This is a genomic window from Flavobacterium crocinum, assembly GCF_003122385.1.
Lineage (GTDB): Bacteria > Bacteroidota > Bacteroidia > Flavobacteriales > Flavobacteriaceae > Flavobacterium > Flavobacterium crocinum.
Map to the genome: position 1 here is coordinate 3,967,080 of NZ_CP029255.1, position 18,207 is coordinate 3,985,286.

Sequence of the window (18,207 nt, forward strand, 5' to 3'; positions counted from 1 at the left end):
ATATGATTTTTAGTATTAATTTCTGAAATTCGCAAAAAAAAAGTTATGGACGTAAAAATGCATTCTTCTTGGAAACCAGTTTTGAATGAAGAATTTGAAAAACCCTATTTCAATGCTTTAATTGATTTTGTAAAATCAGAATATGCAACAAAAGTTTGTTATCCAAAAGGGAATCAGATTTTTTCGGCTTTTGATCATTGTCATTTTGATCAGGTAAAAGTGGTAATTATTGGACAGGATCCTTACCACGGACCAAACCAGGCCAACGGATTGTGTTTTTCTGTAAATGACGGAATTCCGTTTCCTCCTTCATTATATAATATTTTTAGAGAAATCGAAACCGATTTGGGTAAGCCGTTACCAAAAACCGGAAATTTGGAGCGTTGGGCAGATCAGGGTGTTTTTCTTTTAAATGCTACTTTAACCGTAAGACAGTCTGAAGCCGGAAGCCATCAAGGAAAAGGCTGGGAAAAATTTACAGATGCAGTAATTAAACAAATTTCAGCTGAATCTGAAAATGTTGTGTTTTTACTTTGGGGTGGTTTCGCTCAGAAAAAAGCTTCTTTGATTGATGCATCAAAACATTATATTTTAAAATCGGGACATCCTTCGCCGTTGAGCGCTAATAGAGGTTTTTGGTTTGGAAACAAACACTTTAGCCAGACAAATGAATTCTTAAAATCGAAAGGATTGAAAGAAATTGAGTGGTAAATTTTTTTTAAGTTACAAAGTTTCAGAGTGATAAAGGGGCAAAGGGAAAAACTTTGCTTTTTTTCTCAATTTTGTCATTTCGACTGAAAGGAGAAATCGCACTAGAAGCTCTACAAAGATTGAATTTTACTTTGCGGAAATTCTAGTGCGATTTCTCCTTTCAGTCGAAATGACAGAAAAATTATTTTTTTACAATTTCTTCTAAAACAGCTTTGTTTTCGTAATTCACTACTTTTAAAATAATTGGCTGATTTTTTACTGTTTTTCCTTCAATAATATACAGTTTTCCTTTTTTGAAAGGAACATTGCTTTGGTCAAAATCCACATCTCCGTAAGTTAAGGTATTTTTTACATCAGCAGTATCAACCCATTTTTCGCTTAGGGTTTGAACAGCTTTTTCTGAATATTGAAAAGGTTTTGTTCGAAGATTATTTAAAACTCGGGCATTTGGGAAATAATTGCAACGGGTGTCTTTACCAATAAAAAATCCTGAAACAATAAAACAACCCATAATTAGGCCGATTAAGTAATATGCAAAACGGTGTACGAACTTCATGAAATAATTTTTTTGCAAAGGTACATTAAAGTTCCTTTAAAAAACAAGTAAATTAATATCGTTATCAGGTAAATCGAACCAGTCGCCAATGGCTTTGTTTGTTAGGATTCCGTGATACAGATATATTCCATTTTTAAGTCCTTTGTTGCATCTTATAGCGCTTTCTAAACCACCATCTTCAGCTATCTGATGAAGGTAAGGTGTTAAAATGTTACTTATTGATAATGAAGCAGTTTTGGAATAACGTGATGGGATATTGGGTACACAATAATGTAAAACATTATTTTTTATAAAGGTTGGTTTTTCGTGAGTCGTAACTTCAGAAGTTTCAAAACAACCTCCTGTATCGATACTCACATCAACAATTACAGCGCCTTTTTTCATGTGTTCCACCATAGTTTCGCTTACTACGATTGGGCATCTTTCTTTTCCGCGCATGGCACCAATTGCGACATCACAACGTCTTAAAGCTTTTAAAAGACCTTTTTGTTGTATGGTAGAAGTGAAAATTCGTTGACTTAAATTATTTTGAAGACGACGAAGTTTGGTAATTGAATTGTCAAAAACTTTTACGTTTGCACCTAATCCTATTGCGGTTTTTGCTGCGAATTCGCCAACAGTTCCGGCTCCAAGAATTACAACTTCAGTAGGAGGGACGCCGGTTATATTTCCAAATAAAAGTCCTTTTCCGAATTCATTTGTAATCATTAATTCGGCTGCGATTAGAACAGAAGCAGTTCCTGCAATTTCGCTTAAAGATTTAACGGCAGGGTAAGAGCCATCTTCGTCTTTTATATATTCAAAAGCTAAAGCTGTGATTTTCTTTTTTGCTAATGCTTCAAAGTATTCTTTCTTTTTGGTTTTAAGCTGAATAGCCGAAATGATAGTCGTTTCGGGATTAATCATTTCAATTTCAGCTAATGTAGGCGGTTCTACTTTTAATAAAATAGGACAGCCAAAAACTCTTTTAGTATCTTTTGTGATTTCGGCACCTGCATCTGCATATTCCTTGTCAGTATAGCTTGAACTTTCTCCTGCTCCGGACTCGATCATTACACGGTGTCCTGCATAAGTTAGAGAATTTACCGCGTCAGGAGTAAGACAGATACGACGTTCCTGATAACTGGTTTCCTTAGGAATTCCTATAAATAATTCTCTTTTAAAACGACCAACCTCAAGTTTTTCTTCTTGCGGTATTAATTGTTGTTTTGTAAACGGAGTTAAGGTAATTGACATGGATTGCGCAAAAAATTAAAGGTACAAATTACGTAAAAAGTTTTAAAATTAATGCAAAAATTCTGCTAATACTGTAAATGGGAATGTTAAGAAATTTTTTATACTTCTCAGGCGATAAATTTTTTTTTATATATCGCTCTGTCGCTTTATTCCACAAAGATTCTCAGAGTTGACACAGAGATTCACAAAGATTTTAACTTAGATTCAATTCTCTTTTTCCGTCAGAAAGTAATTTGATATTTATTGTAGAATGTTCTTCTGGAATTAAACTCGCAATTTTTTCTGACCATTCGATAAAACACCAGTTCCCAGAGTATAAGTAATCGTCAACTCCCATATCCAGAGCTTCGGTTTCTTTATTTAATCGGTAAAAATCAAAATGATACACAATTTGATTGTTGCTGGCAGAATACTCGTTAACTAAAGAAAATGTTGGACTGCTGGTTGCGTCCTGAACCCCTAAAGTTTTACATAATTGCTTGATTAATGTAGTTTTTCCAACTCCCATTTCTCCATTAAAGAGGATAATTTTTTTAGGATTTGAATCTATAATTTGCTGTGCAACTTCCTGAATTTGGTCTAATGAAAAAACGATGTTCATTGTTGTTTTATTTTTGCCACGAATTTCACTAATTTTCACGAATTAAAACTTGTTTTCTTGACAAATTATCAAAATAAATTAGTGATAATTTGTGTAATTCGTGGCGATATACTTTTTATTTCGGATTAAATACTAAAAACGGAATAATCATTTCTTCTAATGAAATTCCTCCGTGTTGGTACGTGTTTTTGTAATAACTTACATAATGATTGTAGTTGTTTACATAAGCCAGGAAAAAATCATTTTTAGCAAAAATAAACGAACTACTCATGTTTATTGCAGGAAGTCCAATTGTTTTTGGTTCTTTAACTACATAAACATCTTTTTGCTCGTACGTCAAACTACGACCCGTTTTGTAACGCAAATTTAGACTTGTATTTTTATCTCCCACAACTTTCGACGGATTTTTTACATTAATTGTTCCGTGGTCTGTGGTTAGGATCAATTTAAAGCCTAAAAGCTGTGCTTGTTGAATAATTTCTAATAAAGGAGAATTTTTAAACCAGCTTAAGGTTAATGAGCGATACGCCTTGTCGTCTGAAGCTAATTCTTTTACAACTTCCATTTCGGTTTTAGCATGTGAAAGCATGTCGACGAAATTGTAAACTACCGTTACTAAGTCGTTTCCTTTTAAAGCTTTAAAGTTTTCGGCTAACTTTTTACCTCCTGAATAATTCGTAATTTTAAAATAATCCTCCTTAATGTTTAAGCCTAAACGCTTTAATTGTGCTGAAAGAAATTCTGCTTCATAAAGATTTTTTCCTCCATCTTCCACATCATTTTTCCAATATTGAGGAAACTGCTTTTCCATTTCAACAGGCATTAAACCTGAGAAAATGGAGTTTCTCGCATATTGTGTAGCGGTTGGAAGAATAGAATAATAAGGTACTTCTTTTTCTAATTTGTAATAATTGGCTACAACAGATTCAAAGGCTTTCCATTGATCGTATCTAAGGTTGTCAATTACAACAAAAAGAATTGGTTTTTCCTTCTTTTTAAGTTCAGGGACAACCAGTTCCTTAAATAAGTTGTTAGACATAATAGGTTTGTCAGCCTTTGGCGCAAACCAGTCTTCGTAATTTCGTTCAATAAATTTTCCAAATTGCGAGTTAGCTTCTACTTTTTGAGATTCCAGAATTTCGATCATCGCTGTATCGTTGATGTCTTCCAATTTTAATTCCCAGAACAATAACTTTTTATACAATTCAACCCAATCTTCATAAGAATTGACCATTGCTAATTCCATTGCGATTTTTCTAAATTCTTTCTGGTAATCCAAAGTAGTTTTTTCTGTAATTAATCTCGAATCATCCAGATTCTTTTTTAAGCTTAATAAAATCTGATTCGGATTAACCGGTTTGATTAAGTAGTCGGCGATTTTTGAACCAATGGCTTCTTCCATAATATATTCTTCTTCGCTTTTAGTAATCATAATCATTGGAATGGCAGATTTTTTTTCTTTCATTTCAGAAAGCGTTTCCAAGCCACTCATTCCAGGCATGTTTTCATCCAGAAAAACAATATCGAAATTATCTTCTTCAAATAAAGCAATGGCATCGAGTCCATTATTACAAGTAGTAACTTCGTAGTTTTTCTTTTCCAGAAATAATATGTGGGGCTTTAAAAGATCGATTTCATCATCGACCCAAAGTATTTTGATCTTATCCATAAAGTAAATTAATTTATACTGCAATTTAAAAGTAATAGAACTTAAAAACTATTAAAAATAGTATAAAATTACCAAAGCTGAGCTATGAATTTATTTTAAAAATTAACATTTTTTAATCTATTTTATTGATAATCATTAGAATTTGGACTTTCATTTTTAAATAAAAAACTCCAATCTCTTTATACTTATTTACTTATATTTGTTGACCTAAAAAATATCGCACTAGTGACTCATATCAACAAACTTAAAATATTCAACGATCCTATATATGGCTTTATAACGATTCCGAATGAGCTGGTTTACGATTTAATCCAGCATCCGTATTTTCAGCGTTTACGTAGAATCTCTCAAATGGGATTGTCGTATTTGGTGTATCCGGGAGCGAATCATACTCGTTTTCATCACGCTTTAGGATGTATGCATTTGATGAAAAAAGCAATTGATACGCTTCGTTTTAAAGATGTGGTAATATCTGAAGAAGAAGAAAATGCGCTGTTAATTGCGATTTTGCTTCACGATATTGGGCACGGACCATTTTCTCATGCAATGGAAAGAAGTATTGTGGAAGATGTGCATCACGAGGCTATTTCATTATTATTTATGAATCAGCTGAATGACGAATTTGATGGGAGATTAAGTTTAGCAATTCAGGTATTTAAAGGAGAATATCATAGAAAATTCATGTTGCAGTTGATTTCCAGTCAATTGGATATGGATCGAATGGATTACTTAAAACGTGATAGTTTTTATACAGGAGTTGCAGAAGGAAATGTGAATTCTGAACGTTTGATTCAGATGATGAATGTGGAAAACGATGTTTTGGTTATTGAAGAAAAAGGAATTTATTCTGTAGAAAAATTTCTGCTTTCAAGAAGATTAATGTACTGGCAGGCTTATTTGCATAAAACGAGTTTGGTTGCCGAATTAATTTTGATGAAAGTCCTAAAAAGAGCGAAAGAATTAACATTAAAAGGGGTTAAATTGCCTTGTAGTGAACCTCTTTCGTATTTTATGCATAATAAGGTTACACTTGAAGACTTTGATGCCGAAAATCTGGATTTGTTTTCTCAATTGGACGATTTTGATATTATAAGTGCCTTAAAAGCCTGGCAAAAACATACTGATTTTATACTTTCTACTTTAAGTAAAATGATCATTAACAGAGATTTGTTGAAAATTAAACTAAGTGCAGAAAAGATTCCGGTAGAAGAATCACAATCTTTGAAAGAAGAATTTGCCGAAGCACATCATATTTCGGCAGTAGATGCGGGTTATTTTATTTTTAGAGGAAAAATTAAAAATCAGGCATACAGTAAAGAAGCGGAACCTATCCGAATTCTGAAAAAAGATAAAACAATTGAGGATGTTGTGGAAGCTTCTGATCAGCTGAATTTGAAATCGTTATCAAAATTGGTAACAAAATATTATATCTGTTTCCCAAAACAACTTATCTAAAATTAACATTTAAAACCTATTTTTTATATTTTTGTCGCGATGAAATTTACAGCAGAACAAATAGCAGGAATTTTAGAAGGAGAAGTTGTTGGGAATCCCAATGCAGAAGTTTCTAAACTTTCTAAAATAGAAGAAGGCGATGAGGGGTCGCTAACTTTTTTGGCTAATCCAAAGTATATCAAGTATATATATACAACAAAAGCGACAGTAACAATTGTTAATGACAGCTTTGTTCCCGAACAGGAAATTATTACTACTTTAATAAAAGTAGAAGATGCTTATGCGGCGTTTTCTAAACTTTTACATTTTTATAATCAGGTAAAACTAAATAAAACAGGTATCGAACCTCAGTCTTTTATGTCTGAAGGAACTAAATATGGTGAAAATTTATACCTGGGAAGTTTTAGTTATATAGGACAAAATGTAGTCTTGGGTGATAATGTTAAGATTTATCCAAACAGTTTTATTGGAGATAATGTGGTTATTGGTAATAATGTTTTCATTTTTGCCGGAGCTAAAATTTATTCTGAAACTGTAATTGGCAACAATTGTACTGTTCACTCAGGAGTTATTATTGGTGCTGATGGTTTTGGTTTCGCACCAAATGAAAATGGAGAATATAGTAAAGTACCTCAGATTGGTAATGTTATAATAGAAGATAACGTAGATATTGGTGCAAATACAACGATCGACAGAGCAACTCTTGGATCTACAGTAATCCGAAAAGGAGTTAAATTAGATAATCAGATTCAGATTGCACACAATGTTGAAATTGGAAAAAATACTGTGATTGCTGCTCAAAGTGGTGTAGCAGGTTCAACAAAAATCGGTGAAAACTGTATAATTGGTGGTCAGGTAGGTATCGCAGGTCATTTAACTATAGGGAATAATGTTAGGCTTCAGGCGCAGTCTGGAGTTGCCAGAAACATTAAAGATGATGAAGTTTTGCAAGGAACCCCATCGTTAGGATATAATGATTTTAATAAATCGTATGTTCACTTTAAAAATCTTCCTAAGATAGTGGCCGAAGTTCAAGAATTAAAAAAACAAATAATAAACCCAAAAAATGGAAATAATGGTTAAACAGAAGACCATCAAAAATGAAATTTCACTAACAGGAGTTGGATTGCATACTGGAAAAGAAGTTACAATGACTTTTAAACCTGCTCCCGTTAATAATGGTTTCACTTTTGTAAGAGTAGATTTGCAAGGTCAACCAGTCATTGAGGCTGATGCTAATTATGTTGTTAATACTCAAAGAGGAACAAATCTTGAGAAATTAGGAGTAAAAATTCAAACACCTGAACACGTTTTAGCTGCAGTAGTTGGCTGCGATTTGGATAATATTATTATTGAATTGAATGCCTCTGAACTTCCAATTATGGACGGTTCATCAAAATATTTTGTTGAAGCTATTGAAAAAGCTGGTATTGAAGAACAAGATGCTCAGCGTAATGTTTATGTGGTAAAAGAAGTAATTTCTTTTACAGACGAAGCTACAGGAAGTGAAATCCTGGTTATGCCAAGTGACGAATATCAAGTAACTGCAATGGTTGATTTTGGTACTAAAGTTTTAGGAACTCAAAATGCAACTTTAAAAAGTTTATCAGATTTTAAACAAGAAATTGCAAGTTCAAGAACTTTTAGTTTCTTACATGAGTTAGAATCTTTATTAGAACATGGTCTAATAAAAGGTGGAGATTTAAATAATGCAATCGTTTATGTAGATAAAGAAATCTCTGAATCTACAATGGAAAATCTTAAAAAAGCATTTGGTAAAGACGAAATTTCGGTTAAACCAAATGGTGTTTTAGATAACCTTACTTTACACTATCCAAACGAAGCTGCAAGACATAAATTACTTGATGTAATTGGGGATTTATCTTTGATTGGTGTTCGTATTCAGGGAAAAATTATTGCTAATAAACCAGGTCATTTTGTTAATACGCAATTTGCTAAAAAACTGGCTAAAATTATCAAAATAGAGCAAAGAAATCATGTTCCAACTTATGATTTACATCAGGAACCATTGATGGATATTCATAAAATTATGTCAATGCTGCCTCATAGACCTCCATTTTTGTTAATTGACAGAATTATAGAAATGTCGGATCGTCACGTAGTTGGATTGAAAAATGTGACTATGAACGAGAATTTCTTCGTAGGACACTTTCCGGAAGCTCCGGTTATGCCAGGTGTTTTAATTGTAGAAGCAATGGCACAAACAGGAGGAATCTTAGTTTTAAGTACAGTTCCGGATCCGGAAAACTATTTAACATACTTTATGAAAATTGACAACGTTAAATTTAAACATAAAGTACTGCCGGGAGATACGTTAATTTTCAAATGTGAATTGATTTCTCCAATCAGAAGAGGAATTTGTCATATGCAGGCAAACGCTTATGCAAATGGTAAATTAGTAACTGAGGCAGAATTAATGGCACAAATTGCAAGAAAACAATAATAAATTATCAAATTTATTGTTTAGGTTTGTTGCCTCAATTAGACTATTTTAATTTAAAATATAAAACATAGATGAATCAACCATTAGCATATGTTCATCCTGGCGCGAAAATCGCTAAAAACGTTGTAATCGAACCATTTACAACAATTCACAATAATGTTGTTATTGGTGACGGTACGTGGATTGGTTCGAATGTGACCATCATGGAAGGCGCTCGAATTGGAAAAAATTGTAATATTTTTCCGGGAGCAGTAATTTCAGCTGTGCCACAAGATTTAAAATTTGGAGGAGAAGATTCTCTTGCTATTATTGGAGATAATTGTACTATTAGAGAGTGCGTTACTATAAACAGAGGAACAATTGCTTCAGGACAAACAGTTATTGGAAATAATTGTTTAGTAATGGCTTATGCCCACATTGCACACGATTGCGAAATTGGAAATAATGCAATTATCGTTAATGGAGTCGCTTTGGCTGGTCACGTAGTTGTTGGTAATCATGCAGTTATTGGTGGTTTAGCAGCTATTCACCAATTCATTCATATTGGAGATCACGCCATGATTTCTGGTGGATCTTTGGTTAGAAAAGATGTTCCTCCATACACAAAGGCAGCAAAAGAGCCATTGTCTTATGTTGGAATCAACTCTGTTGGTTTAAGAAGAAGAGGTTTCAGTACTGAAAAAATTAGAGAGATTCAAGAAATCTATAGAATTTTATACCAAAAGAATTATAATACAACTCAAGCTTTAAGTATTATTGAAGCAGAAATGGAAGCGACTCCTGAAAGAGATGAAATTCTTGATTTTATCAGAAATTCTTCTCGAGGAATTATGAAAGGTTATTCTGGGAACTATTAATTGTTTTAGAGTTTAGATTTCTGATTTTAGATTTCTGAACTTTGAACTAAATTTGAATAAATATTAAAAAATGAAGATTGGTTCTTTAGATAAGAATCTAAAATCAATATTCTAAAATCTAAAATAAAAAAAAACAAATGGCATCTACATCAGATATTAGAAACGGATTGTGTATTAAATTTAATCACGATATCTATAAAATCATTGAATTTCTTCACGTAAAACCTGGGAAAGGACCAGCTTTCGTAAGAACAAAACTAAAAAGTTTAACTTCAGGTAAAGTATTAGATAATACTTTCTCTGCAGGTCACAAAATTGATGTTATCCGTGTTGAGACACATACGTTCCAGTATCTGTATCCAGAAGGTGATGAATTTCACTTTATGAATGCTGAAACGTTTGAACAAATTTCTTTAAACAAAAATATTTTGGATGCTCCGGATTTGTTAAAAGAAGGAACAAACGTAATGGTGCAAATCAATACAGAAACAGATTTACCATTATCAGTAGATATGCCTGCATCTGTAATTCTTGAAGTTACTTATGCTGAACCAGGTGTAAAAGGAAATACTGCTACAAATGCAACGAAAAACGCTACTGTAGAAACTGGTGCAAACATCAACGTTCCTTTGTTTATCAATGAAGGAGATAAAATCAAAATCGATACAGCTTCAGGTTCTTACATGGAGCGTGTAAAAGAATAATTTTTTTTAATTAAGATAATTTGACAATGAGTCAGTTAGATAATTTGTGAATCGACATAATTTTGTATATTCATATTCTAATTGACTCATTTTCTAATTGACAGTTTTTTTAATTAAGATAATTTGACAATGAGACAATCAGATAATTTCCGAACTAACACAATTTTGTTTATTGATTTTCTAATTGACTCATTTTCTAATTGACAAATTTTCTAATTATACTATATGAAATTTCAAAAGATTCATTCTTTACAAGAAATTGCAAATTTGCTTAACTGCAAATTTATTGGTGACAAAGACTTCCAGGTTTTAGGCATGAACGAGATACATGTGGTTGAACCAGGTGATATTGTTTTTGTTGACCATCCAAAATACTACGATAAAGCTTTACAATCTGCTGCTACAATTGTTTTGATTAACAAAGAAGTAGAATGCCCGGAAGGTAAAGCACTTCTAATTTCTGATGATCCGTTTAGAGATTTCAATATTTTAACGAGACACTTTAAACCTTTTCAATTTGCAAATGTGGCGATTGCACCTACAGCAGAAATAGGAGAGGGAACTATCATACAACCTAATACTTTTGTTGGTAACCACGTAAAAATTGGAAAGAATTGTTTAATTCATTCTAACGTTTCCATTTATGATTATACAGTCATTGGTGATAACGTAATTATTCACGCAGGAACTATTTTGGGAGCTGATGCTTTTTATTATAAAAAGCGACCAGAAGGTTTTGATCAATTAGTTTCGGGTGGACGAGTAGTTATTGAAGATAATGTTGGTATTGGCGCACTTTGTACAATTGACAAAGGAGTTACTGGAGATACCACTATTGGTGCAGGAACAAAACTAGATAACCAGGTGCATGTTGGTCATGATACTGTTATTGGTAAAAAATGTTTGATAGCTTCGCAGACTGGTATTGCCGGCTGTGTAATTATTGAAGACGAAGTTACGATGTGGGGGCAAGTAGGAACGACAAGCGGTATTACTATTGGAACAAAAGCTGTCGTAATGGGACAAACCGGCGTTACGAAGTCAGTTGAAGGAGGAAAATCCTATTTTGGTACTCCAATTGAAGAATCCAGAGAAAAATTGAAACAATTAGCCAATATTAAGAAGATTCCTGAAATTTTAAGTAAATTGAAGTAATATGTCTATCAAAGAGTTTGTTCAGAAATTTTATAAGTCAGATGCCTTAATTGATAGTGAAATTTTAAAAACATATCTGCATCCTGACGTTACACTGGAATGGAACAGCAGTAAAGGTTTCATTCAAATGGATTATGATTCTATAATAGAGATGGCAAATGATTTGAGCCGTGCTTATGTACGATCAAAGGTTAGAATTAGCCATATTATTAGTGAAGATGATTTAGTATCAGTACGTTACTCTCATTTTGTAAAAACAATAGAAAATCCGAGAGAGGAGATGCTTTTAGCGCATTTTTCAACAATTTGGCAGATTAAAGATGATAAACTTTACAGAGGTTATCAAATGAGTCAATTTTCTTAATATTTTTTTGACAATAAAAGAGGCAAAATACATTACAAAACCTTATTTTTGCAACACAAATTTAAAAACTACATAAAATATATATCATGAGTGTTTTAGTTAATAAAGATTCCAAAATAATTGTTCAGGGATTTACAGGAAGCGAAGGAACTTTCCACGCTTCTCAAATGATTGAGTACGGTACTAATGTTGTTGGAGGTGTTACTCCAGGAAAAGGTGGAACAAGCCACTTAGACCGTCCGGTTTTTAATACAGTAAAAGATGCTGTTGATCAGGCTGGAGCAGATACTTCTATCATTTTCGTTCCGCCAGCTTTTGCTGCTGATGCAATTATGGAAGCTGCTGATGCTGGAATTAAAGTAATTATTGCTATTACAGAAGGAATTCCTGTAGCAGATATGATTAAAGCAAATAATTATGTTAAAGAAAGAAATTCAAGATTAATTGGTCCAAACTGTCCAGGTGTAATTACTCCGGGTGAAGCTAAAGTTGGTATTATGCCAGGTTTCGTTTTCAAAAAAGGAACAGTTGGTATCGTTTCTAAATCAGGAACTTTAACTTACGAAGCTGCTGACCAGGTTGTAAAACAAGGTTTAGGAATCACTACAGCTATTGGTATTGGTGGAGATCCAATCATTGGAACTACAACTAAAGAAGCTGTTGAGTTATTAATGAACGATCCTGAAACTGAAGCTATCATTATGATTGGTGAAATCGGTGGTCAACTTGAAGCTGATGCTGCAAGATGGGTAAAAGCTGATGGTAACCGTAAACCAGTTATTGGATTTATCGCTGGAGAAACTGCTCCTGCTGGTAGAACAATGGGTCACGCAGGTGCTATTGTTGGAGGTTCTGATGATACAGCTGCTGCTAAAAAACAAATCATGAGAGACAACGGAATTCACGTTGTTGATTCACCAGCTGAAATTGGTAAAAAAGTAAAAGAAGTACTTGGATAATCTCCAAATTTCAAAATAATAAATTCCAAAAAAGTCTCAATATCTTGTTGAGACTTTTTTACATTTTAAAAACTGAGCAGTAAATAGAAAAAACTTAGCATCTTAGTTCCTCAGTATCTTAGAAGCAAGAAAAGAAAATATGAGTAAAGAATTAGAAAAATTTAAAGTAAGCAACAGTTTTACTTTTACAGTTGAAGATAGTTTAGAACAAGTTTGCAATGCTCCGGAAGGAAGTTCTGGAATCTTTATTGTTTATGCAGTTGAAGGTGATGCAAAAGAATTGATTATGGTAGGGTCTACTGGAACTGTTCAAAACGACGGAACACTAAAAAGCAAAAATGGCGGTTTGTATGATAAAATCGTAAACGGACATCAGTTTGCAAAAACAGGAAGAAAATATTCATGGCCGGCACAAATGAAATTAGAGAACATTTCTGAACTTGAAGTAGTTTGGTACGAAACTTTTACCGGAGATGTAAAAGCAATTCCAACTGCTGTTGAGGGACAGGTTTTGCAGAATTTCTTAGATGAGAATACTAAATTACCTAGATGGAATGTAGCTTTTTAAAAGCCATTTTCATTTCAAAGTATATTAAAAGCCTTGCTGATTTATTAGTAAGGCTTTTTTTATGAAACTATAGGTTTTGATTTGTTGTTTTTATATATTTAGAATCTAAAAACACCCCAAGTCTATGATGAAAAACTACCTAATTTTATTGATTTTGTGCTTTTTTTCTTCACTAAATGCTCAAATCATAAATTTTCCTGATCCAAATTTTAAGCAAAGATTAGTGAGTATAGACCGCGCTAGTAATAAAGCTAAAGATAAATTTGGAAATTATACTGCAGTAGATTTAAATGGGAACCGTGAAATTGAAGTTTCAGAAGCTGAAAATTTAATATCATTAGATGTTTCTACCGGGAATATTCTTAATTACATAACGAGTCTAGAGGGTATATCAAATTTTAAAAATCTAGTGACCTTAAATTGTAGTATGAATAGTATTGCAAATTTGGATATAAGAAGTTTAACGGTGCTAATGAATTTAAATTGCTCTAATAACAAGATTACATCTTTAAATGTTTCTGGTTTACTTGCCCTTCAGGATATTGATTGCGCATATAATGAACTACAATATTTGGATGTTAGTAATTTAACCGGACTTAAAATATTGAGTTGTTATAAGAATAAATTAAGTTCTATCAATTTGGATGGATGCAGTGAACTTTTCAATTTGAATGTAGAGCTAAATGAACTTACTGTCTTAGATTTAAGTACTATTACTAAATTAGACAGACTTGAATGTGCTTCTAATGAATTATCTTCTTTAAATTTTGACAAATGTCCAAAACTTGGTTATTTGAGTTGTGAGAAAAATTTCTTGACTACATTAAATTTAAGTCATTTAAAAAGACTTATGAGTTTAAAATGCGATTATAATGATGCACTAGTAAGTATTTTTGTAAAAAATGGATATACAGGTGGGGGAAGTCTAACCTTTAATTATTGCCCAAATTTAGAATATATATGTATTGATGAAAATAGTATATCTAGAGTGCAGACTCTAATTAAACAGTATAATTACACAAAATGCAATGTAAATTCCTATTGTACATTTGTTCCAGGAGTTGAGTTTTATACAATTCAAGGTAATAATAAATTAGATTTGTATAATGATGGTTGTGATGCTTCAGATCCGTATATGTCTAGTTTAAAGTACAGTATTTCAAACGGTACTGTTACAGAAGATTTATTTCCAAATAATACAGGCAGTTATAATATTGCGGTTCAGGCAGGCACTTACATCATAACACCTGTTTTGGAAAATCCGGATTATTTCAAAGTTTCGCCTGCTTCTCTTAAATTTACTCTTTCAGCTACAAATAATCTGAATGTACAAGATTTTTGTGTTTCGTTAAAAAGTCCTAAACCAGATCTGGAAATTATCATACTACCTTTGGAGGTAGCTCGACCGGGTTTTGATGTATCTTATAAAATTATTTACAAGAACAAAGGGAATGTTATACAATCGGGTGATGTGATTTTTAGTTTTGATGATGCTATTTTAGACTTGTTGATTGCTAAACCTCAGGTTTACAGTAAAAAAGAAAACCTGTTGTCTTGGAATTTTGTTGATCTTAGGCCGTTAGAAACAAGAGAAATTTTTGTCAATTTAAATTTAAACTCACCAACGGAAACACCACCAGTTGTAAACAATGATATAGTAAAAATTAATGTTTCTATTAATTCTTCACAAATTGATGCAACGCCAAAAGATAATTCTTTTACTGTGAGTCAAACAGTAGTAGGTTCTTTTGATCCAAATGATAAAACCTGTTTAGAAGGGTCCGTTATAACACCTTTATTGATTGGTGATTATGTTCATTTTCTAATTCGTTTTGAAAATACGGGAACGTACTTTGCGGAAAATGTTGTCATAAAGGATTTGATTGATTTATCGCGATTAGATATTTCTACATTAGTTCCAACTGGTGCAAGCCATGATTTTATAACCAAAATTTCAGATAAAAATAAAGTAGAATTTATTTTTGAGAATATAAATCTTCCTTTTGATGATGCTAATAATGATGGTTATATTGCATTTAAAATTAAAACATTGCCTAATTTAAAAGTTGGTGATTCTTTTACGAATGAAGCAAACATTTATTTTGATTATAATTTTCCAATCCTCACTAATAAAACTTTATCTGTTTTTAAGACTACTTTAGGAACTCAGGATTTTACATTTGACGAGTATTTTAAAATTTATCCGAATCCTGTTAGGGATTTTCTAAATATAGAATCAAAAAATGATATGTTAAAAGAATCCGTCAATGTGTATAATGTTTTAGGTCAATTAGTTTTAGCAATTCCAATCGCTGGTAACACCACAAAAATAGATGTCTCAAAATTTCAATCAGGTACTTATTTTTTACAGGTTAAAAGTTTAAAAGGAACTTCAGCTGTAAAGTTTGTGAAAATATAAATTTATAGTTTTATCTATTTGTTGAAAGCCTTACTTAAGTGAGTCTTTTTTTGTTGAAGTGATAATCTATTTTATTTATTCCTAAGTGAGATTCTAAAATTCCAAATTTCATTTAGTATATCAAATTTGTAGGAATTAATGAAAATGCCGCAATCGGTATTTTAAGAGATGAATACATAGAGCTGTTTAGTTAATTAAAATTTAACATATAGTAAATTTAAGATTAAGTAAAAAAAAGACCGCAATTACTGATGAATTTAGAAAAAGCCTTATTTTTTTTGTAATAATTGGGTTTTTATCATTTGCTTTTCTATATTTATCACACAAAAACAAAAAATAATGTTAAAATTTAGTTCATTTTGTATGAATTAGAGCTTCTGTTTGTGTAAAAATCTTGTTTAATTTTTGTTAAAATAAGGTTTGAGAATTAAGAAGTCTTTTCTTAAAAAGAATTAAATAGAAAGTCAATTTTAATTAATGTAATTAATTCGTTTTGTTTTAAAAAGTTTTCCTTTTTTAAATAATTTGATTTTTACGCCTCAAAGTTTCTGCATTATGAGCCACATTTTAAAAAACAAAGTGTTAGACGATTTTATTCTTTGGAATAATTTGAAAAATGGTGATGAAAGATCCTTCTCTTTACTTTTTGAAAAGTATTATAGAGATTTAATCAATTATGGAAATTCGCTTTGTCCATTTGCCGAAAAAGTTCAGGATTGTATTCAGGATGTCTTTGCAGATATCTGGCTTTATCGTGATTCATTGCAGGATAATGTAATAGTAAAAGCTTACCTTCTTTCTAGTGTCAGAAAGAGGATAGCCCGTTTACACGAAAGAGATTATGTATTTAAAAAAGCAACAACTACTGATGTTTTAGAGTTTTTATTTGATTTTTCTATAGAAAATGCTCTTGTTGAAGACGAAGTGACTGCAGAACGTGTTTTGCACTTAAATAAATTATTGAATGATTTACCAGGACGTCAGAAAGAGGCATTGTATCTTCGTTATCATCAAGGTTTAAGTGTTGATCAGATTGCAGAGCTTTTAGATGTCAATTATCAATCTGCAAATAACTTATTACACCGTGGTTTGTTAAGTCTTCGTAAAGAATGGAAGGGAAGTATACCGCTCTTAATCCTTATATCTGCAGGGGTTTTGTAGTTTTTTAAGAAAAAATCAAAAAAAAATCTTAAAATGGTGAGTATATAATATAAAAACTGTCCTCTATGTTTTTGTAACCTTAATAATAAGATGCAAAAACGTAACAATTATATCGAAATAGAAGACTTCTTAGCTAATGAATCTTTTCAATTATGGATTTTATCTAAAGTTGATGAACAAGGCTGGGAAGAATGGACGTTAGAAAACCTCGAAAGGGCAAAATTAGTAGAAGATGCAAGACTTTTACTTTTAGCCATGCGAGTTCCTGATTCTAAATTATCTTCAAACCAGGTTCATGAAGCTTTACAGGAAACCTGGAGAAAAATTGAACAAAGAGAAGCACTTTCTCAAAAAACTTCAAAAATTAAAAAACTAAGAACACAGCGATACTGGATAAGTGGTATTGCGGCAGCTGTTTTGGTTGGAATATTCTCTGTATGGTTTTTCAAAAACGATATTTTACCCAATGATAATGTGGTAACTTATAATGAACTGGTAGAAGAGAATAACGAAGGTTTGGTTGAACAAACTAATAATACCGAAAAATCTCAAATTGTCACTTTATCAGACGGTAGTTCTGTCTTATTACAGCCAAATAGTAAATTAAGTTATCCTAAAATCTTTACCGGAAACGAAAGAAAGGTGTATTTATCCGGCGAAGGTTTCTTTGAAATTAGTAAAAATCCTAAAAAGCCTTTTTTTGTTTACGCTAACGAAATTGTGACACGTGTTGTAGGGACTAGTTTTAGAATTAAAGCTTATCCGGACCAACAGAATGTTGAAGTTCTTGTTCGCACCGGTAAAGTAAGGGTAAAATCTAACGATCTGGCTCGTTCTGTTGAAAACGAAGAAATTGTATTGCTTCCAAATCAGGCAGTAAGATTCGCCCGTAAAGAGTTTATTTTTAATAAAATTACAAATATAACTGCAGATCCTGTTTTGGTAAACAGTGTTACAAATATTGAGCAGTTAAGTTTTGAGTTTACAGATATTCCGGTCGCTCAGATTCTTGAAACAATTGAACAGGCTTATTTAGTAGATATCGATTTTCCTCACGATAAATTAAAAGACTGTCGATTAACCACTTCGTTAAGTGATCAGCCATTGGCAGAAAAGTTAAAAATTATTTGTAAAAGCATTGGTAATGAGACCAGCTATGAAATGAATGGAAATCAAATTGTAATTACTACTTCCGGCTGTAACTAGAACTAGATAATTCAATTAAAAAATAAAATAAAAAAACCAAAATTAAACCGATTGTCTAAAACTAAAAAAAAGAATTAAGTGCCTATGTAAAAAATGAATGCATAAAAAAAGTGCCGAAGATG

The 18,207-nt window shown here is 32.0% G+C and carries 17 protein-coding genes; 13 read left to right on the top strand and 4 right to left on the bottom strand.

The window, feature by feature from the left end:
* Positions 1–45 precede the first annotated feature (45 nt).
* Entirely contained in the window at positions 46–711 is a 666-nt protein-coding gene (locus HYN56_RS17595) for a uracil-DNA glycosylase (protein WP_109193370.1), read from the top strand.
* Between the two features lie 181 nt (positions 712–892).
* On the opposite strand, the gene HYN56_RS17600 is transcribed toward HYN56_RS17595, so the two are convergent.
* The 4 genes from HYN56_RS17600 to porX all read right to left on the bottom strand — a co-directional run bounded on the left by HYN56_RS17600 (position 893) and on the right by porX (position 4,773).
* On the bottom strand, positions 893–1,267 hold the full coding sequence (locus tag HYN56_RS17600; RefSeq protein ID WP_109193371.1) for a DUF4258 domain-containing protein: 375 nt from the start codon (positions 1,265–1,267) through the stop codon (positions 893–895).
* A gap of 36 nt (positions 1,268–1,303) precedes the next feature.
* On the bottom strand, positions 1,304–2,503 hold the full coding sequence (locus HYN56_RS17605; RefSeq protein WP_167365481.1) for an alanine dehydrogenase: 1,200 nt from the start codon (positions 2,501–2,503) through the stop codon (positions 1,304–1,306).
* Between the two features lie 193 nt (positions 2,504–2,696).
* The gene (tsaE, locus tag HYN56_RS17610) at positions 2,697–3,104 is read right to left on the bottom strand and encodes a tRNA (adenosine(37)-N6)-threonylcarbamoyltransferase complex ATPase subunit type 1 TsaE (protein WP_091497916.1); all 408 of its coding nucleotides are present in this window, start codon (positions 3,102–3,104) and stop codon (positions 2,697–2,699) included.
* Positions 3,105–3,219: 115 nt separating this feature from the next.
* The gene (gene porX / locus HYN56_RS17615) at positions 3,220–4,773 is read right to left on the bottom strand and encodes a T9SS response regulator signal transducer PorX (protein WP_109193372.1); all 1,554 of its coding nucleotides are present in this window, start codon (positions 4,771–4,773) and stop codon (positions 3,220–3,222) included.
* Positions 4,774–4,998: 225 nt separating this feature from the next.
* Here porX and HYN56_RS17620 point away from each other — a divergent pair, with 225 nt between their 5' ends.
* From HYN56_RS17620 to HYN56_RS17675, 12 genes are all read left to right on the top strand, one after another.
* A complete protein-coding gene (locus tag HYN56_RS17620) occupies positions 4,999–6,228 on the top strand; it encodes an HD domain-containing protein (protein ID WP_109193373.1) in 1,230 nt (409 codons plus the stop codon).
* Between the two features lie 39 nt (positions 6,229–6,267).
* Positions 6,268–7,311 carry a UDP-3-O-(3-hydroxymyristoyl)glucosamine N-acyltransferase gene (gene lpxD, locus HYN56_RS17625; protein WP_109193374.1) on the top strand — a complete coding sequence of 348 codons (1,044 nt, stop codon included), beginning with the start codon at positions 6,268–6,270 and terminating at the stop codon, positions 7,309–7,311.
* On the top strand, positions 7,304–8,692 hold the full coding sequence (locus HYN56_RS17630) for a bifunctional UDP-3-O-[3-hydroxymyristoyl] N-acetylglucosamine deacetylase/3-hydroxyacyl-ACP dehydratase (RefSeq protein ID WP_109194860.1): 1,389 nt from the start codon (positions 7,304–7,306) through the stop codon (positions 8,690–8,692). Before lpxD ends, HYN56_RS17630 begins: the two co-directional genes overlap by 8 nt.
* A gap of 71 nt (positions 8,693–8,763) precedes the next feature.
* On the top strand, positions 8,764–9,549 hold the full coding sequence (gene lpxA / locus HYN56_RS17635) for an acyl-ACP--UDP-N-acetylglucosamine O-acyltransferase (protein WP_109193375.1): 786 nt from the start codon (positions 8,764–8,766) through the stop codon (positions 9,547–9,549).
* Between the two features lie 137 nt (positions 9,550–9,686).
* Positions 9,687–10,253 carry an elongation factor P gene (gene efp, locus HYN56_RS17640; RefSeq protein ID WP_095929274.1) on the top strand — a complete coding sequence of 189 codons (567 nt, stop codon included), beginning with the start codon at positions 9,687–9,689 and terminating at the stop codon, positions 10,251–10,253.
* 225 nt (positions 10,254–10,478) lie between these two features.
* The gene (locus HYN56_RS17645) at positions 10,479–11,408 is read left to right on the top strand and encodes a UDP-3-O-(3-hydroxymyristoyl)glucosamine N-acyltransferase (protein WP_109193376.1); all 930 of its coding nucleotides are present in this window, start codon (positions 10,479–10,481) and stop codon (positions 11,406–11,408) included.
* A gap of 1 nt (position 11,409) precedes the next feature.
* Positions 11,410–11,772 carry a nuclear transport factor 2 family protein gene (locus HYN56_RS17650; protein ID WP_109193377.1) on the top strand — a complete coding sequence of 121 codons (363 nt, stop codon included), beginning with the start codon at positions 11,410–11,412 and terminating at the stop codon, positions 11,770–11,772.
* Between the two features lie 86 nt (positions 11,773–11,858).
* Positions 11,859–12,731: a succinate--CoA ligase subunit alpha gene (gene sucD / locus HYN56_RS17655; protein WP_057118027.1), complete on the top strand. Its 873-nt coding sequence runs from the start codon at positions 11,859–11,861 to the stop codon at positions 12,729–12,731.
* Positions 12,732–12,870: 139 nt separating this feature from the next.
* Positions 12,871–13,299 carry a hypothetical protein gene (locus tag HYN56_RS17660; RefSeq protein ID WP_109193378.1) on the top strand — a complete coding sequence of 143 codons (429 nt, stop codon included), beginning with the start codon at positions 12,871–12,873 and terminating at the stop codon, positions 13,297–13,299.
* A gap of 124 nt (positions 13,300–13,423) precedes the next feature.
* Positions 13,424–15,718: a T9SS type A sorting domain-containing protein gene (locus tag HYN56_RS17665; RefSeq protein ID WP_109193379.1), complete on the top strand. Its 2,295-nt coding sequence runs from the start codon at positions 13,424–13,426 to the stop codon at positions 15,716–15,718.
* 555 nt (positions 15,719–16,273) lie between these two features.
* On the top strand, positions 16,274–16,879 hold the full coding sequence (locus HYN56_RS17670) for an RNA polymerase sigma factor (RefSeq protein WP_109193380.1): 606 nt from the start codon (positions 16,274–16,276) through the stop codon (positions 16,877–16,879).
* A gap of 90 nt (positions 16,880–16,969) precedes the next feature.
* Positions 16,970–18,085, top strand: a complete 1,116-nt coding sequence (locus HYN56_RS17675) for a FecR family protein (RefSeq protein ID WP_109193381.1) — start codon at positions 16,970–16,972, stop codon at positions 18,083–18,085.
* Positions 18,086–18,207 lie beyond the last annotated feature (122 nt).

Bases quoted from the DNA above. Each gene is read 5' to 3' on its own strand.
- tsaE (WP_091497916.1), bottom strand. From the start codon at position 3,104: ATGAACATCGTTTTTTCATTAGACCAAATTCAGGAAGTTGCACAGCAA.
- HYN56_RS17650 (WP_109193377.1), top strand. From the start codon at position 11,410: ATGTCTATCAAAGAGTTTGTTCAGAAATTTTATAAGTCAGATGCCTTA.
- lpxA (WP_109193375.1), top strand. From the start codon at position 8,764: ATGAATCAACCATTAGCATATGTTCATCCTGGCGCGAAAATCGCTAAA.
- HYN56_RS17605 (WP_167365481.1), bottom strand. From the start codon at position 2,503: ATGTCAATTACCTTAACTCCGTTTACAAAACAACAATTAATACCGCAA.
- HYN56_RS17665 (WP_109193379.1), top strand. From the start codon at position 13,424: ATGATGAAAAACTACCTAATTTTATTGATTTTGTGCTTTTTTTCTTCA.
- efp (WP_095929274.1), top strand. From the start codon at position 9,687: ATGGCATCTACATCAGATATTAGAAACGGATTGTGTATTAAATTTAAT.
- HYN56_RS17630 (WP_109194860.1), top strand. From the start codon at position 7,304: ATGGTTAAACAGAAGACCATCAAAAATGAAATTTCACTAACAGGAGTT.
- lpxD (WP_109193374.1), top strand. From the start codon at position 6,268: ATGAAATTTACAGCAGAACAAATAGCAGGAATTTTAGAAGGAGAAGTT.
- HYN56_RS17645 (WP_109193376.1), top strand. From the start codon at position 10,479: ATGAAATTTCAAAAGATTCATTCTTTACAAGAAATTGCAAATTTGCTT.
- porX (WP_109193372.1), bottom strand. From the start codon at position 4,773: ATGGATAAGATCAAAATACTTTGGGTCGATGATGAAATCGATCTTTTA.
- HYN56_RS17660 (WP_109193378.1), top strand. From the start codon at position 12,871: ATGAGTAAAGAATTAGAAAAATTTAAAGTAAGCAACAGTTTTACTTTT.
- sucD (WP_057118027.1), top strand. From the start codon at position 11,859: ATGAGTGTTTTAGTTAATAAAGATTCCAAAATAATTGTTCAGGGATTT.
- HYN56_RS17595 (WP_109193370.1), top strand. From the start codon at position 46: ATGGACGTAAAAATGCATTCTTCTTGGAAACCAGTTTTGAATGAAGAA.
- HYN56_RS17600 (WP_109193371.1), bottom strand. From the start codon at position 1,267: ATGAAGTTCGTACACCGTTTTGCATATTACTTAATCGGCCTAATTATG.
- HYN56_RS17675 (WP_109193381.1), top strand. From the start codon at position 16,970: ATGCAAAAACGTAACAATTATATCGAAATAGAAGACTTCTTAGCTAAT.
- HYN56_RS17670 (WP_109193380.1), top strand. From the start codon at position 16,274: ATGAGCCACATTTTAAAAAACAAAGTGTTAGACGATTTTATTCTTTGG.